Raw genomic sequence first — 15,678 nt, forward strand, 5'->3', positions numbered from 1 at the left:
AATTTCCTTATGCTGAGGGAGCGTTATTTTTCACTTGGGCCAAACCCTGGCGAACCCGGTTGACCAAGGTATAAACCAGCAGGGCGGCCACCACCGCCATCACCCCATTGACCCAACCGGCCCCGAGCCAGCCCAGGGCAATACCGGTGGCCAACACGCCACACACGAAGGCGCGATCACTCTTGCCCATGGGCCCGTCATAGCGCCGCGAAGCCCCGACCATCGCCCCCAAGACGCCTGCGTATTCGCTGAACAACGCCAACAGCGTGACCGACAACACGAGCAACAGGCTGACATCGGGAATCAGGGCAAAAGGCAGGATCAACGCCGCGTCGGCGATGATATCGCATAGCTCATTGAGGTAGGCGCCCAGATGCGATTGCTGGCCAAACTCCCGGGCCAGCATGCCGTCCACGGCGTTGAGCGCCATGCGCAGGAACATCCAGGCCGGCACCAGGGCGAACACCCACGGATGACTGGCAAACCAGGCGATGAAGGCACCCACCAGCACGGAAGCGATGCCCGCGAGCAGCGTCACCTGGTTCGCCGTAACGCCCTTGTCGTAGAGGCGCTGGACCGTGGGGCGCAGCAGGTTCTGGAAGGCGGGTTTGAGTTGGTAAATGGAGGGCATTGCGGTGGCGTCTCCTGGCCGGATTCAGAGGGTGCGTCGTGCAGATGCGAGATTACGCCAGGTTGGGGGATTGCTGGCGGGTATTTCTTGAGAATGCGTGCGGGTCGGCATCTGCAAGGAACGCAAAACTCAAGAGACACCCCAAACCCGTGGCGAGGGAGCAAGCTCACTCGCCACAATGAGTCATGCCTCCTTACTCTGATCACCACCTTCCCCCTGAATCCAGCCATTAAAAAAACCACCCCTTTGGCACCGATAACATCGTTTCTCGGCGCCGGGGCTTTTCCCTATATTGGCCGTCAGATCCAGTGGATGGCTCAACATCCACGCCTTCAGCGTGAGTAGTCGCAATGAACAATAAACCTGACAGCACAGGGCTTGATAACGCAGGAGCAGCCACCCGTGCGGTGTGGGGTGGGGAGCAGGTCAGGCACCCCTACAACGCCACGCAAACCCCCATCGTCGCCAGCGCCGCATACGGTTACGACGACATCGACGTCTGGTACGACGTCGCCTTGGGCAAGGCCCCCGGTTTTATCTACAGCCGTATGAGCAACCCGACCGTCGAGACCCTCGAAGCCAAGATCCGCGAGATGGAAATGGCCGAATCCGCCGTGGCCTTCAGCAGCGGCATGGCGGCCATCAGCAGCGTGCTCTACACCTTCCTGGCCCAGGGCGATCGCGTGGTGTCGACCAAGGACAGCTACGGCGGCACCAACAAGATTTTCGAAGAATTCCTGCCGCGCACCGGCGTGACAGTGACCTTGTGCGAGACCTTCGATCATGACGACATCGAGCGCGAAATCGCCAAGGGCTGCCAGGTGCTGTACCTGGAAACGCCGACCAACCCGACCCTGAAGATCCTCGACATTCCGCGCCTGGTGGCAGCGGCCAAGCGCGTGGGCGCTTTGGTCGTGGCGGACAACACCTTTGCCACGCCGCTCAACCAGAACCCGCTGGCCTTGGGCGTGGACGTGGTTATCCACAGCGCCACCAAGTTCCTCAGCGGCCACGGCGATGTGCTCGGCGGCCTGGTGTGCGGCAGCGAAGCCTTGATGGGCAAGGTGCGTCATTACCGGGAAATCAATGGCGCGAGCCTCGACCCGTTCTCGGCCTACATGATCATCCGTGGCATGAAAACCCTGGTGCTGCGCATGCGCCAGCAACAGCACAGCGCCCGGGCCCTGGCGGAGTTCCTCTGCACCGAGCCGCTGGTGGAGTCGGTCAACTATCCAGGCTTGCCCACTCACCCGAACCACGCCGTGGCGTGTGCGCAGATGTCCGGTTTCGGCGCCATCGTCAGCTTCGTCCTGGTGGGTGGCATGGACACCGTCAAGCTGCTCCTGCCGCGCCTGCGCTTCGCCCATTGCGCCGGCAATCTGGGTGCGGTGGAAACCATCTACGGCCCGGCCCGCACCACCAGTCATGTCGAGAACACCTTGGAAGAACGCCTGGCCCTGGGCATTTCCGAAGGGTTGGTGCGGGTGTCGGTCGGCATCGAAGACACCGACGACCTGCTGGACGATCTGAAACAGGCATTCGCCTTCGTCAAGAAGACACTCCATCCGCAACGCAATGAAACATCCGTCGAAACAGCCAACTGAAGTCTGAAAGTTGTACCCCACCACAAGGCCGTGAGTGGGGCGTTCATGAAGCAGGAATAATAATAAAACCGAGTGGCGACGTACTTTGACTCTGCCAGGCAACTTGTCGCAGATGTTAATGCGCGCCCTATGACTTTCATGAGAACAACCATGTCCATAAAAGAACAACAACCTGATTCAACTTCCGGTTTTAAACAGGAAATGCAGACACGGCATATTGTCATGTTGGCATTGGGCGGTGTCATCGGCACCGGGCTGTTTCTCACGTCCGGCTACACCGTTAACCAGGCCGGCCCCCTGGGGGCGGTGGTCGCGTACATCATCGGTGCGCTGATGGTCTACCTGGTGATGATGTGCCTGGGCGAACTGGCGGTGCAGATGCCGGAAACCGGTTCGTTCAGCACCTACGCCACGCGTTTTCTCGGACCGGGCACCGGCTACACCGTGGCCTGGTTGTACTGGCTGACCTGGACCGTGGCCATCGGCTCCGAGTTCACCGCCGCGGGCATCCTGATGACCCGCTGGTTTCCCGACACCCCGGTGTGGATCTGGAGCGCGCTGTTCGCCGGCTTCGTGTTCCTGACCAACGTGGTTTCGGTGCGTTTGTTCGCCGAGACCGAGTTCTGGTTGTCGCTGGTCAAGGTGGTGACCGTGGTGGTGTTCTTGCTGATCGGTGGCGGGGCGATTCTCGGCCTGCTGCACATCGACCAGGCCCACAGCATCGGGTTGGGCAACTTCACCCGCGAAGGGCTGTTTCCTACCGGCTTCATGCCGATTGCCATGACACTGTTGGCGGTGTCCTTCGCGTTCTCCGGCACTGAACTGATCGGCATCGCCGCTGGCGAAACCAGAGACCCGCAGCGCAACGTACCACGGGCCATCCGCACCACCGTGCTGCGCCTGGCGGTGTTCTTCGTCGGGACCATTTTTGTCCTGGCAACCTTGCTGCCCCGCGAACAGGCCGGGCTGGTGGAAAGCCCCTTCGTCACCGTGTTCACCTACATCGGCATCCCGTACTCCGCCGACATCATGAACTTCGTGATCATCAGCGCCTTGTTGTCGGCGGCCAACTCCGGGTTGTACGCCGCATCGCGGATGCTCTGGACCCTCAGTGACCTGGGCCACCTGCCCAAGCAATTCTCGGCCTTGACCCGCCTGGGCACGCCGCTCAACGCGATCATCGTCAGCATGGCCGGTGGCGCCGCCTCGTTGCTCAGCAGCGTGTTCGCCGCCGACACCATCTACCTGGCGCTGGTGTCGATTTCCGGGCTGGCCGTGGTGGTGGTGTGGATGAGCATCGCCGCCAGCCAGATCGGGTTCCGTCGTCACTACGTGGCCAACGGCGGCGACATTCGCGACCTCAAGTTCCGCGTGCGGGGTTATCCGTGGGTGCCGCTGGGCGCGCTGGTATGCTGCGCCCTGGCGTGTGTCGGGATCGCCTTCGACCCTGAACAGCGGGTGGCGCTGTACTTCGGCTTGCCCTTCATCGCCTGGTGTTATTTCGTGTATTTCATTACCCGCAAGGGCCGCCAGCAACGCTTGTCGGTCGCGGCCCTGGCGCAACCGTCCAGTTGAAGACGTGGCAGCTGCGCTCGGTGGCGGGGTTTAAAGGTCAAGACTATGAAGCAAAAGCCGTTACCGCCATTGAACTGGTTGCGGGCATTCGAGGTATCTGCCCGCTGCCTGAACTTCACCCACGCCGCCGATGAACTGTTCTTGACCCAGGGCGCGGTCAGCCAGCAGATCCGTCAACTGGAAAGCCACCTGGGTGTGGCGCTGTTCAAGCGCCTGCCCCGCGGGCTGGGCTTGACCGAGGAGGGCCAGGCGTACCTGCCGGTGGTGCAGGACGCGATCACGCGGCTGGCGGTGGGCACCAACGAGATTTTCGGCCAGCACAAGCGTCGGCCGATCAAGGTGCGCGGCAGCCTGGCGTTTTTCGTGCACTGGCTGGCGCCGAAACTGGTGGATTTTCGCCAGGCCCATCCGCACGTCGACATCCGCTACATCAGCAACATCTGGGTCAAGGAACTGGACGGCGAAGACGACCTGGAGATCCGCTGGGGCCACGGTCATTGGCCCGGCCTGGTGTCGCAGCGCCTGACCTGGGACACCCTGTTCCCGGTCTGTTCGCCGGACCTTATGGCGAGCTTGAAGGCGCCGGCCGACGTGGCGAAGCATCCGTTGCTGCACGTACTAGGCTACGAAGAAGGCTGGGGTTACTGGTTGAACATGGTCGGCGCGGATTCGGTGGATTCTTCGACCGGCATGCAGTTCGACACGCTGGTGTGCACCTTGCGCATGGCCGAGCTGGGACTGGGCATCGCCCTGGCCCGCTCGTCGATGGTGGACGACCTGCTGGCGCACGGACGCTTGGTCGAACCCTTCGCCCAGCGCATCGAAGCCAGCGAATCGTTCTACCTGGTGCGCAGTTCGGGCGCCGACCAGCACCCAGACGCGGTGATGTTTTCCACCTGGCTGGTCGAGCAGGCGCACCGTTTCAAATGATGGATTTTCTATGAGTGTCGGGAGCCAACCATGCGCTACGTAAGTACCCGGAATTCGGCCGTGCAGGTCGATTTCGAAAAGGTCGTGTTGTCAGCCATCGCCGAGGACGGCGGGTTGTTCGTCCCGGTCGAGCTGCCGCTGTTCGAGCCCCAGGAAATGGCCAACTGGTCGACCTTGTCCTATGACGAACTGGCCTATCGCGTGATGAGCCCGTTCGTGAGCGAGGCGATTCCCGAAGCCGACTTCAAGCGCATCCTCAAGGAGGCGGGTAGCCAGTTCAGCCATCGCTCGCTGGCGCCCCTGCACCAGGTGGATCGCAACGAATGGGTCCTGGAACTGTTCCACGGCCCGACCCGTTCCTCGAAGGATTTTGCCGCGCAGTTGCAGGCGCGGCTGGTGCAATACTTCCTGCGCAAAAACGCCCGGCGCGCGGTGGTGATCGGCGTCACCAACGGCGACACCGGGTTGGCGGCCATCGAGGCTTTCAAGCACTGCGAAGAAACCGATGTCGTGGTGATCTACCCTGAGGCCGGCGTACCGCAACCACAGCTCCAGGAACTGCAAGCGACGGCGCATCCGCGGGTTCATCGAGTGGCCGTCGCGGGCAGTTTCGACGAGTGCCAGACCTTGGTGACTCAACTATTCCGACAGCACGAGGCGATCAGTTTCAATTCCAGCAACTGGGTCAGCGTCATGGCCCAACTGGTGTTTTATTTCCACGCCGTGCTGCAATTGGGCGGCGCGCAGCGGCCGATCGGTTTCAGTGTGCCGGCGGCGAGTTTTGCCGAGGTCTACACCGGCTACATCGCGCAGAAGATGGGCTTGCCGATCACCCAGATGATCGTGGCGACCAACCAGAACGACGCGCTGCACCAATTCTTTTTGAAAAACCATTACTCGCGATTGCGTGCCAGCAAGACCCTGTCGCCGGCCATGGACCTGTCGATCTTTTCCAACCTGGAGCGGTTCTTGTGGGAGCTCTACGGGCACGACGACCAGGCGGTGAGTGCGCTGATGCACACCTTCGAAACCAGCGGCGAAATGACCATCGCCAACGAGTTCTGGTTGCAGGCGCGGATGATCATCGACTCCTACGCGGTCAGCGATGAGCAGACGCTTGACGAAATCACCTCGCTGTACCGCGACACCGGCTACGTCATCGACCCCCACACCGCCACCGGCGTGCTCGCGGCGCGCTTGTACCGGCGCAGCCTGGTGGCACCGATGGTGACCTTGGGCGAGATCTCACCGGCCAAGTCAGCGCAGTTGCTCGGTGAATTGGGGATCGGCATCGCAGCGCCACAGCCATCGATTCCGGAGCAGGGCCCGGCGCCGATCCAGCGTATCCAGCCGGACGACCTCCGTGCCCTCCATCAACTGCTCGGCGCCCTGTAACAGGAGGCTCACATGAAGCGAATCCTCGACCCCGTCGACGAGTGCATCATCGCCGAACTGCGCCTCAACGCCCGCGCCGCCCACGCCGAGCTGGCGGCGAAGGTCAACCTCTCCCGCAACGCCGTGCGCCAACGCATCGAACGCCTCGAACGCGACGGTGCGATCCAGGGCTACACCGTCCGCACCGGAGAGGGCGCACACGCCTCGTCGAGCATCAACGCCGTGATCTTCGTCTACCGCTACGACCGCATGCGCGGCGCCGAAGTGCTGCAAGCCCTGCAGGCCATGCCGGAAGTGCAACAGTGCGACGTGATGAGCGGCGAATTCGACCTGATGCTCCGCGTCGGCGCCGCCAACCCGGAACGGGTGCACAAAGTCTGGAAAGACATCGCCGCCTTGCCCGGGGTGGAAAACACCGTGACTTCGTTTGTGTTGTCGTCGGTGGTCTGAAGCCCGACCCGTGGTTAGAGGATAAATCCCCTCGCCACAAATGGACCTCATCCAACCAACCTGCAAAGCCAACCCATGTTGGCTTTTTTCATGTCTGTCGCTTTGCCCACCCCCTGGTCAAACCGCCCAGAAAATAGAGCAAATTGGCATATTTCACTGCCCAGCCCACCCCCCTAACCTAGATCCCAACAACCACTACAACCCCAATCCCCCGGATCAAGGAGATAACAAAAATGACTGAATACAAACTGGCGCTGGTCGGCTTCGGCGGTGTGAACCGGGCATTGGCTCAACTGATTGCCGAGCGCAACCAGCAGTGGAAAACCGAACTGGGCTTCACCCTGAAAATCGTCGGCGTGACCGACCTGTTCCTCGGTTCGGTGATGGACCGCCACGGCCTCGACGCCGCGTCGCTGGCCAAACTGCCCGCCACCAAAGGCGCCATGGCCCAACTGCCCGGCGGCACCGTCGACGCCCTCAACGAAGCCGTGATCAAAGACTGCGGCGCCGACATCATCGCCGAAGCCACCTTCACCAACCCGGTGGACGGCGAGCCCGCCACCTCGTTCTGCCGCTGGGCCCTGGAGCGCGGCAAGCACGTGGTCACCACCAACAAAGGCCCCATCGCCCTGCACGGCGCCGAGCTCAAGGCCTTGGCCCAACGCAACAACGTCGCCTTCGAATACGAAGGTTCGGTGATGAGCGGCACCCCAGTCATTCGCCTCGCCAAACAATCCCTGGCCGGCAGCTCGATTGCAGGTTTCGAAGGCATCCTCAACGGCACCTCCAACTTCGTCCTCAGCTGCATGGAAGGTGGCCTCGGGTTCGCCGAAGCCGTCAGCCAGGCACAAGCCCTGGGTTACGCCGAAGCCGACCCAACGGCAGACGTCGAAGGCCATGACGTGCGCCTCAAAGTGGTGATCCTCGCCAACGAACTGCTGGACGCCAAACTCACCGTCTGCGACGTCGCCTGCAAGGGCATCTCGGCCCTGAGCCTCGACGACATCGAAAAAGCCCGGCAAAACGGCGCACGCTGGAAGCTGATCGGTGCCGCCGCACGCCAGCCCGACGGCTCCATCAGCGCCCGCGTCGAACCCCGCCTGCTGAACAACGACCACCCACTTGCCAGCATCAGCGGCGCCACCAACGCCGTGTCGTTCACCTCCGAACTGCTGGGCGCCGTCACCGTCTCCGGCCCGGGCGCAGGTCGCACCGAAACCGCCTTCGCACTGCTGTCGGACATCATCCAAATCCACCAATCGGCAACCCGCAAACAGGAGCACACCCTGTGAACGTATCGCGCCTGGCCCTGGCGGTCGTCGAGCCGCACATCGAAGTCATCAACCCATTTGACGGCACCGTCGTCGGCACCGTCGCGGATGTCTGCGCATCCGAAGTCCCACACTTGCTCGAAACCGGCCGCAGCGGCGCACGCACCTGCGCGGCACTGCCGCGTCATCGCCGCGCGAGCATCCTCGAACAAGCGGCGCTGAACATCGAACGCGACGCCAAAGCCTTCGCTCGGCTGATCGTCGACGAAGCCGGCAAGACCCTCAAACAAGCCGAAAAAGAAGTCAAACGCTGCGTCAACACCCTCAAGCTCTCCGCCGAAGAAGCCAAGCGCAACGCCGGCGAAATCGTACCGTTCGACGCCTACGAAGGCGCCGCGTCGCGCCAGGGCTGGTTCACCCGCGAACCCCTGGGCCTGATCGTCGCCATCACCCCCTACAATGACCCGCTCAACCTGGTCGCCCACAAACTCGGCCCGGCCATCGCCGGCGGCAACGCGGTGATCCTCAAACCGTCCGAACTGGCGCCGTTGTCGGCCCTCAAACTGGTCTCGTACCTGGTCGACGCCGGCCTGCCCGAAACCGTGGTCACCGTCGCCACCGGCGGCGCCGAACTGGGCAAAGCCCTGGTCGCCGCCCGCGACGTGCGCATGATTTCCTTCACCGGCGGCTTTGTCACCGGCGAACAGATCGCCCGCAACGCCGGCCTGAAAAAACTCGCCATGGACCTGGGCGGCAACGCACCGGTCATCGTCATGGGCGACTGCGACCTCGACGCCGCCGTCGAAAGCTGCGTCTCCGGCGCCTTCTGGGCCGCCGGGCAAAACTGCATCGGCACCCAACGCCTGCTCATCCACGCACCGATCTACGAAGCCTTCCGCGAACGCTTCGTCAACCAGGCCCAGGCCCTCGTCGTCGGCAACCCGTTGCTTGCAGGCACCGACATCGGCCCGATGATCACCCAACACGCCGCGCAAAACGCCGAGCAGGTGGTGAACGAAGCGTTGCAGCAAGGCGCCACGTTACTCTGCGGCCACCGCCGTCAGGGCAACTGCTACGCCGCCACCGTCCTGGAGAACGTCGACCACGGCAGCCGCCTCTGGCGCAACGAAGCCTTTGCCCCGGTAGTGGTGTTGCAACCGTTCGAGACGTTCGACGAAGCCATTGCGTTGGCTAACGAACCGGAATATGCGCTTCACGCCGGGATTTTCACCAACGATTTGTCCACGGCCATGAGCGCTGCGCGGCGAATCGAGGCCGGGGGCGTGATGATCAATGACTCGTCGGATTTCCGGTTTGATGCGATGCCGTTTGGCGGGTCCAAGTACGGGAGTCTGGGCAGGGAAGGGGTGCGGTTCGCGTATGAGGAAATGACCCAGCCGAAGGTGGTTTGTTTGAATACGTTGGGGTGACAGGTCAGGTCGTTGGCATCGGGCAGGTTTGGTCACCTGTCTGATGCTTTTTTGCACAAACCCCCATTGCGCAGAGACCTGTCATGTCGCTAAAACGCCATTTCGACGACACGTTCTGTTCTCATGTCGTCGCCAGCGACATGAGAGTGGAACGTGTCGCAGAAATTGAAAAACAGCGACACGTTATGCCAACCCTCGTGGGAGCAAGGCTTGCCCGCGATGCCCTTAGCCCACTCTCGACGACATAACAACCCACCATCCCGGTCAGCTGTTTATCGCGACGCCTGGGGGCCAGCCACGACCGACACCGCCTTGCGCCATTGCCTACAACTACGCCAGAATCGGCCGGCTTGTGCGTCTTGGGGAGGGTCGGTAGCTTGAGTCCTGTCACTGCTCATCAGTGATCGGGTTTCGCAGCCCGGACTCTATAAGCGCACAACGTCACCTTCGAAAGCAGATCTCCCATGTCTGTGATTTCGTCAGAGGTGGCTGTGCGTGGGAGACCCCCTGGGTCTGCCGGTCCCTAGAGTCCCGGTCTGCGAACCCGCGTACAGCTGCCACCCTACTTCGTTTCGCAGCGAACGGCGGCAGCTCCAACAGACTCTAGGAGCTTTGCAATGGTCAAAATTACACCGAACCCTCCCGTTACAGACGAACATGAATCCCGCGTTCAATCTGCCCGCAACAAGAAACTGGATGAGGCTGCCAATCGGGCTTTGGATTTCTATCTGAACCCTACGCCGAAGAACGAAACGTCTGACAAGCCCGACACTATTTTCCGTATCGCACCTGATGTTGATTCGGAGTGTCTGCTTGTCAATCTCAGTGAAAACCTGGCTTCGGCGAATGCGATGCTCAGTGATCTGGCGTTTGATCTGGAAGGGTCGCGACGGCATGTGGTGCTGGGGATTTTGCAGGTGGTTGAGTTGAGTGAGTTGTTGGCTAATCGGGTTTTGGATGTTGTTGAGGTGAGGTAACAAGGGGTTGCGCTTACCCCAGGTATGAAAAAAGGTCTTGCATGGCAAGGCCTTTTTTATGGTCGAGAGATTGATAGAGAGCTTGTCAGGCTTGGGAGCGCCAGAAGATTCGCCGCTCGAATTTGTGCAACAGGGTGCCGCACGACAGCCAAATAGGAAACTTGTGGTGCTGTGTCTCCAGGGCTACATTAATCAGCAGAATCCATATTTTTGATGCTCGGGGGCTACAAATGACCACCTTGTTTGACGTGGCTGAAATGTTGAAACAGGCTCGAGGTGAGGCCGATTTGAGCCAGGATGCCTTGGCCACTCGCGCTGGCGTATCCCGTTCAACAGTGGCACGTATGGAAACAATGGCAAAGGGGGACATGAGCGTCTCGGCCCTTGTCCGATTATTGGAAGCGGCCGGATACGACTTGAAATTGGTGAAGGCTGGCCATGAGCGCACAGTTGAGGACATCCTTGCCGAGCAACGTTCCGGAGTTTCTGAATAATGATCTTAGACGTACACGTCAGCGGCAAGACGGTCGCCAAACTTTACCGAGAGCGTGATGAGTACGTCCTGAAATACCTTCCAGGTACCGCCGCGGTGGACTTTGTCAGCTTGGCATTACCTGTGCGTGAAGAACCGTGGCGCTGGCCCCGAGATCTATTCCCGTTTTTTCGGCAGAACCTGCCTGAAGGGTACTTGTTGGGCGTTATCCGTGAAGAGTTTGGTGCCTTGCTCGATGGCACGGATTTATCGCTGCTAGCCGTAATCGGCGGTGCAGGCGTTGGGCGGGTGACGGTAACGCCGGAAGGCGTCATGCCAGGCGTCGAAATGGAGCCCTTGGAAATAGATCATCTGCTGACTGCTGAAAACACAACCGAGCATTTTGCGACGCTGGTACGCCGTTATGCTCGTGCGGCCATCTCTGGCGTCGTACCCAAGTTCATCGCGCAGGATATCGAGCACGACGCGTTACCCTTAGGCAAGCCCACTCTGCGCACTGGGTTTCACATCATCAAAGGCTCGGACGAGACGACGCCTTACCTGGGCTTCAACGAGTTTTACACCATGCGTGTGTTGGAGCGGTTACAGGTCGTACCGGTAGCAACGTGTCGTATGTCAGAAGATGGTCGAGTTCTCGTGGTGAATCGTTTTGATGTCGATGAAAACGGCCTGCCGCGTTGTGGGCTGGAGGACGCATGCGGACTTCTGGGCTTGCCGCCTCACGAGAAATACGCAACCACCACGGAACGAGTGTGGAGCGCCACTCGGGCATACGTATCTGGAGAGCGGTTGCGCGAACAGCGTGAGCACTTCGGTTGGCATCTGCTGACGAACTACGTGGTACGTAACGCCGACTGTCACGCCAAAAATATTGCGCTTTATTACACCTCGCGAGCAGACGTAGCGTTTACGCCTGTCTATGACTTGGTGACTACTCAGGCCTATCCGCGTTTTGCCGCCAACCCGCCTGGTTTGTCCGTAGGCGGTCGGCAAACTTGGATGCCGGGCCGCACGCTTGAGATGTTTTTCAATGGCCGCTTAAACATCCCTCCGCGTCAGTACGCCGGGATGGTCGAGCAACTGTGCGAATCCGCTGTCGCCGTCGGTAACAAAGTTATCGAGGCAGCAAAGAACGAGCCCGCTTGGCGGGATGTGGCTAAACACATGGTGCACGCGTGGAATGAGGGTATGGAAACGCTACGTAGCCCAAAATCAGCCCCGCATTTTCGGGGGCTGGATACAGCCATTACCGAGGCAGGTTTCTCGGGGCCTCGAGCGCCGGAACAACATCGAGTGCAGGTCGGTCGCTCTGAGCTAATGGCGCCACGTAAGCGTTAATTCCGTGTCGAGGGTGACTCAAAGTCATCGATCACGTGGGGCGTTGCGCTGCAAGGCATCGGATTTGATTTCTTGTGGCAGAGGCTCAGCCGGCAGCATGTCATGTCGTTAAAACGCCATTTCGACGACACGTTCTGTCCTCATGTCGTCGGCAGCGACATGAGGACAGAACGTGTCGCAGAAATTGAAAAACAGCGACACGTTATGCCCTCATGTTTACACTGACGACACGAGAGGGCGCCTGATTGAACGCCCTTGCCCTTTAATCCAAAGGACCAGGATTGCCCCCATGACCGCAGCCCCTCATGTCTGGCAGGCCGATAAGCCCCATAACCAATTACCGCCCCTGCCACCGGCAGCCGAATTGGAAACCCGTGCAGTGCTCAAGCGCTGTATCGAGGCGCGCACGGCCTTGGCTGAGTTGAAGCAGGCAGCCGAACTTATCCCCAACCAAACGGTGCTGATCAACACCATCCCCTTGCTGGAAGCCAAGGACAGCTCCGAAATCGAAAGCATCGTCACCACCACTGACTTGCTCTTTCAGCATGCCCAAGAGGGTGACGGCCATGCCGATCCCGCGACCAAGGAAGCCCTGCGCTACCGCAAAGCCCTGCACCACGGCTATCTATCACTGGCCGAGCGCCCTTTATCCACAGGCACGGCAGTCGAAATCTGCCGCACGCTCAAAGGCGTGAACATGGACATTCGACGCGTACCGGGCACCCAGTTGGCCAACGACCGGACCGGCGAAATCATCTACACCCCACCGGACGGCGAAGATCATCTGCGTGATCTGCTCGCCAACTGGGAGCGTTTCCTGCACAACGAAACGGATCTCGACCCGCTGGTGCGTATGGCCGTCGGGCACTACCAGTTCGAGGCGATTCACCCGTTCACTGACGGCAATGGCCGTACCGGGCGGGTGCTTAATACGCTGTACCTGATTCAGGAAGGGTTGTTGAATCTACCGATCCTCTACCTCAGCCGTTACATCATCGCCCACCGAGCCGACTACTACCGTCTCCTGCTCGACGTCACCCGCGAACAGGCCTGGGAACCCTGGTTGCTCTACATGCTCAGCGCCGTGGAAGAAACCGCCCGCTGGACCTGCGCCAAAATCGCCGCCATGCGCAGCCTGTCCGAACACACCACTCAATTCGTGCGTGAACAACTGCCGAAAATCTATTCCCGTGAATTGGTGGATGTGATCTTCGAACAACCGTACTGCCGCATTCATAACGTCGTCGAGAAACGAATTGCCGGGCGCCAGGCTGCTTCTCGCTACCTCAAAGACCTCGTCGACATCGGCGTTTTGCAGGAGGCGCAGGTCGGCAAGGAAAAGCTCTTTATCCACCCAAAACTGATGCAGTTGTTGGCTCGGGATAACAACGAGTTCAAGCCTTACGCCTGATGGAGGGGCGGATGTTTATTGGAGCGTGTGGGATCCAGGCGCGACTGACATCGCCTTGCGCCATTGCCTACAACTACGCCAGAATCGGCCGGCTTGTGCGTCTTGGGTCCCGTCGGTAGTTTGAATCCGTCACTGCTCATCAGTGATCGGGTTTAGTCGCCCGTCGTTGCTAAGTCGCTTAGGCGTCCATCAGTCAGGTATCCCCATCCCTGCACTCGATGGTGGCTGTGCGCAGGGCGCCCTCGGGCGCGCCGATTTCTTAGCTCGTCGGTCGACTAACCTGCGTACAGCCGCCTCCCATCGTTTAGTCGCGATCGGGTCGTGGCCTCAACCAAAGAGAGCTAAGGCTATGGTCAAAATTACACCGAACCCTCCCGTTACAGACGAACATGAATCCCGCGTTCAGTCTGCCCGCAACAAGAAACTGGATAACGCTGCCAACCGGGCGTTGGATTTTTATCTGAACCCTACGCTGAAGAAAGAAACGTCTGACAAGCCCGACACTATTTTTCGTATTGCGCCTGATGTTGATTCGGAGTGTCTGCTTGTCAATCTCAGTGAAAACCTGGCTTCGGCGAATGCGATGCTCAGTGATCTGGCGTTTGATCTGGAAGGGTCGCGACGACATGTGGTACTGGGGATTTTGCAGGTGGTTGAGTTGAGTGAGTTGTTGGCTAATCGGGTTTTGGATGTTGTTGAACTGAGGTAGGGCGGGGCGTTGGCTGCCCTCCTGGCATAAAAAAGGTCTTGCATGGCAAGACCTTTTTTATGCCAGAGCCTGTAGTGAGGGATCTACGGCCCGGGTCGGAAGCAGCCCCCCCAAAAAAGCTGCTCTGGTGCCTGGTGGGCTTCTTGATGGATACACGTTTAGGGGAACGAACTCCCGTATTGGGGAGGGCGGAGCTTGATTGTCTCCGCCATATCGTCAGTGATCAGCCAGCCTGCTGCACAAAGTCGTCGTGCCTGGGCAGCGCGATCGAAATGACTGCGGCAGCCAGCACAAAGGCACTGGAGACCCACAAGCACGCCTCCAAGCCATAGGCCTGGAACACCCAGCCTGAAAGCAGCGTGCCTGCCAGACGCCCCAGTGCGTTGGACATGTAGTAGAAGCCCACGTCCAGCGATACCCCATCTTCCTTGGCGTAGCTGACGATCAGATAGCTGTGCAGCGATGAGTTCACCGCGAACAGCACACCGAACAGCGTCAGCCCACCAATCAACACGATTTGAGCCGACCAGCCTGATTGCAGACCGAGGGCGATCAGCGCGGGCAGCCCGGCCAGAGCGATCGCCCAGATGAATGCGGCTCGACCGTCGGGTACGCGGCCGCGCTTTTTGCCGGTGATGTGGGGGGCAAGCGATTGGACGATGCCGTAGCCAATGATCCAGGCGGCCAGGAAACCACCCACCAGCCAGAAATCCCAGCCGAACGCGGTGCTCAGGTACACCGGCAGCGCAACAACGAACCAGACATCACGGGCACCGAAAAGAAACAGTCGTGCGGCCGAGAGAATGTTGATCGCCCGGCTTTTGGACAGCATGTCGCGGAATTTCGGTTTGGCCTTGGCCTTGCCCATGTCTTTTTTCAGCAGAATCAAACTGCCGATCCAGATCAAGGCCAGCACTGCCGCCATGACCAGCACCGCCAAGGTGAAGCCGAGCAGCGCGAGCAGAGCACCACCGAGAAAGAACCCCACCCCTTTGAGGGCGTTTTTCGAGCCTGTAAGGATGGCCACCCACTTGTACAGCGTGCCTTGCTGGCTGTCCGGCACCAAGAGCTTGATCGAGCTCTTGGCGCTCATTTTGTTCAGGTCCTTGGCGATACCAGACAACGCCTGGGCTGCCATGACCCACGGCACCGTGAGCCAGACTGCCGGCACCGTGAGCATGAGCAAGGCCAGCACCTGCATGCCCAAACCGATGTTCATGGTGCGATTGAGTCCCAGGCGGGCGCCGAGGTAGCCGCCCACCAGGTTGGTGATCACGCCAAAAATCTCATAGAACAGGAACAGCACTGCGATCTGCAGCGGCGTGTAGCCCAGAGTATGGAAGTGCAATACCACCAACATGCGCAATGCACCGTCGGTGAGGGTGAAGGCCCAGTAGTTGCCGGTCACCAGCAGGTACTGACGAACTTCCGAAGACAGGGCTGACAACGCTTTCATGGTCGCCG

14 protein-coding genes are annotated in these 15,678 nt (G+C 60.1%); 12 read left to right on the forward strand and 2 right to left on the reverse strand.

Translation table 11 applies throughout. The features are described 5' to 3' along the window. Positions 1-7 precede the first annotated feature (7 nt). On the reverse strand, positions 8-631 hold the full coding sequence (locus N4Q37_RS11815) for a CDP-alcohol phosphatidyltransferase family protein (RefSeq protein WP_260958134.1): 624 nt from the start codon (positions 629-631) through the stop codon (positions 8-10). A 350-nt stretch (positions 632-981) separates the two neighbouring features. Between N4Q37_RS11815 and N4Q37_RS11820 the strand changes: the two genes are divergently transcribed. From N4Q37_RS11820 to N4Q37_RS11875, 12 genes are all read left to right on the forward strand, one after another. Beyond that, the gene (locus N4Q37_RS11820; RefSeq protein WP_260958136.1) at positions 982-2,235 is read left to right on the forward strand and encodes a cystathionine gamma-synthase family protein; all 1,254 of its coding nucleotides are present in this window, start codon (positions 982-984) and stop codon (positions 2,233-2,235) included. A gap of 150 nt (positions 2,236-2,385) precedes the next feature. Beyond that, positions 2,386-3,810, forward strand: a complete 1,425-nt coding sequence (locus N4Q37_RS11825) for an amino acid permease (RefSeq protein WP_260958138.1) — start codon at positions 2,386-2,388, stop codon at positions 3,808-3,810. Positions 3,811-3,855: 45 nt separating this feature from the next. Continuing rightward, on the forward strand, positions 3,856-4,740 hold the full coding sequence (locus tag N4Q37_RS11830; protein WP_260958139.1) for a LysR substrate-binding domain-containing protein: 885 nt from the start codon (positions 3,856-3,858) through the stop codon (positions 4,738-4,740). Positions 4,741-4,770: 30 nt separating this feature from the next. Then, on the forward strand, positions 4,771-6,135 hold the full coding sequence (thrC, locus tag N4Q37_RS11835) for a threonine synthase (RefSeq protein ID WP_260958140.1): 1,365 nt from the start codon (positions 4,771-4,773) through the stop codon (positions 6,133-6,135). A 12-nt stretch (positions 6,136-6,147) separates the two neighbouring features. Next, positions 6,148-6,585, forward strand: a complete 438-nt coding sequence (locus N4Q37_RS11840; RefSeq protein ID WP_260958142.1) for an Lrp/AsnC family transcriptional regulator — start codon at positions 6,148-6,150, stop codon at positions 6,583-6,585. A 233-nt stretch (positions 6,586-6,818) separates the two neighbouring features. Continuing rightward, positions 6,819-7,877, forward strand: coding sequence for a homoserine dehydrogenase (locus N4Q37_RS11845; RefSeq protein WP_260958144.1), 1,059 nt, complete (start codon positions 6,819-6,821; stop codon positions 7,875-7,877). Next, the gene (locus N4Q37_RS11850; protein ID WP_260958146.1) at positions 7,874-9,286 is read left to right on the forward strand and encodes an aldehyde dehydrogenase family protein; all 1,413 of its coding nucleotides are present in this window, start codon (positions 7,874-7,876) and stop codon (positions 9,284-9,286) included. Before N4Q37_RS11845 ends, N4Q37_RS11850 begins: the two co-directional genes overlap by 4 nt. A gap of 617 nt (positions 9,287-9,903) precedes the next feature. Next, the gene (locus tag N4Q37_RS11855) at positions 9,904-10,263 is read left to right on the forward strand and encodes a DUF6124 family protein (RefSeq protein ID WP_260958148.1); all 360 of its coding nucleotides are present in this window, start codon (positions 9,904-9,906) and stop codon (positions 10,261-10,263) included. 230 nt (positions 10,264-10,493) lie between these two features. Beyond that, complete coding sequence (locus N4Q37_RS11860; protein ID WP_249873191.1) at positions 10,494-10,757, forward strand: helix-turn-helix transcriptional regulator; 264 nt, start codon at positions 10,494-10,496, stop codon at positions 10,755-10,757. Beyond that, a complete protein-coding gene (locus tag N4Q37_RS11865; protein WP_260958153.1) occupies positions 10,757-12,094 on the forward strand; it encodes a type II toxin-antitoxin system HipA family toxin in 1,338 nt (445 codons plus the stop codon). Before N4Q37_RS11860 ends, N4Q37_RS11865 begins: the two co-directional genes overlap by 1 nt. Positions 12,095-12,383: 289 nt before the next feature. After that, on the forward strand, positions 12,384-13,505 hold the full coding sequence (fic, locus tag N4Q37_RS11870) for a protein adenylyltransferase Fic (RefSeq protein ID WP_260958155.1): 1,122 nt from the start codon (positions 12,384-12,386) through the stop codon (positions 13,503-13,505). A gap of 349 nt (positions 13,506-13,854) precedes the next feature. After that, positions 13,855-14,214 (forward strand): DUF6124 family protein, encoded by a 360-nt coding sequence (locus N4Q37_RS11875; protein ID WP_260958157.1) that lies wholly within the window; start codon positions 13,855-13,857, stop codon positions 14,212-14,214. Between the two features lie 223 nt (positions 14,215-14,437). Here N4Q37_RS11875 and arsJ read toward each other — a convergent pair whose 3' ends face one another. After that, positions 14,438-15,670 (reverse strand): organoarsenical effux MFS transporter ArsJ, encoded by a 1,233-nt coding sequence (arsJ, locus tag N4Q37_RS11880; RefSeq protein WP_260958159.1) that lies wholly within the window; start codon positions 15,668-15,670, stop codon positions 14,438-14,440. Positions 15,671-15,678 lie beyond the last annotated feature (8 nt).

This window comes from Pseudomonas citri (assembly GCF_025336485.1).
Lineage (GTDB): Bacteria > Pseudomonadota > Gammaproteobacteria > Pseudomonadales > Pseudomonadaceae > Aquipseudomonas > Aquipseudomonas citri.

Coding starts and splice junctions, on each gene's coding strand:
- N4Q37_RS11815 (WP_260958134.1), bottom strand. CDS start 631: ATGCCCTCCATTTACCAACTCAAACCCGCCTTCCAGAACCTGCTGCGC.
- N4Q37_RS11820 (WP_260958136.1), top strand. CDS start 982: ATGAACAATAAACCTGACAGCACAGGGCTTGATAACGCAGGAGCAGCC.
- N4Q37_RS11825 (WP_260958138.1), top strand. CDS start 2,386: ATGTCCATAAAAGAACAACAACCTGATTCAACTTCCGGTTTTAAACAG.
- N4Q37_RS11830 (WP_260958139.1), top strand. CDS start 3,856: ATGAAGCAAAAGCCGTTACCGCCATTGAACTGGTTGCGGGCATTCGAG.
- thrC (WP_260958140.1), top strand. CDS start 4,771: ATGCGCTACGTAAGTACCCGGAATTCGGCCGTGCAGGTCGATTTCGAA.
- N4Q37_RS11840 (WP_260958142.1), top strand. CDS start 6,148: ATGAAGCGAATCCTCGACCCCGTCGACGAGTGCATCATCGCCGAACTG.
- N4Q37_RS11845 (WP_260958144.1), top strand. CDS start 6,819: ATGACTGAATACAAACTGGCGCTGGTCGGCTTCGGCGGTGTGAACCGG.
- N4Q37_RS11855 (WP_260958148.1), top strand. CDS start 9,904: ATGGTCAAAATTACACCGAACCCTCCCGTTACAGACGAACATGAATCC.
- N4Q37_RS11860 (WP_249873191.1), top strand. CDS start 10,494: ATGACCACCTTGTTTGACGTGGCTGAAATGTTGAAACAGGCTCGAGGT.
- N4Q37_RS11865 (WP_260958153.1), top strand. CDS start 10,757: ATGATCTTAGACGTACACGTCAGCGGCAAGACGGTCGCCAAACTTTAC.
- fic (WP_260958155.1), top strand. CDS start 12,384: ATGACCGCAGCCCCTCATGTCTGGCAGGCCGATAAGCCCCATAACCAA.
- N4Q37_RS11875 (WP_260958157.1), top strand. CDS start 13,855: ATGGTCAAAATTACACCGAACCCTCCCGTTACAGACGAACATGAATCC.
- arsJ (WP_260958159.1), bottom strand. CDS start 15,670: ATGAAAGCGTTGTCAGCCCTGTCTTCGGAAGTTCGTCAGTACCTGCTG.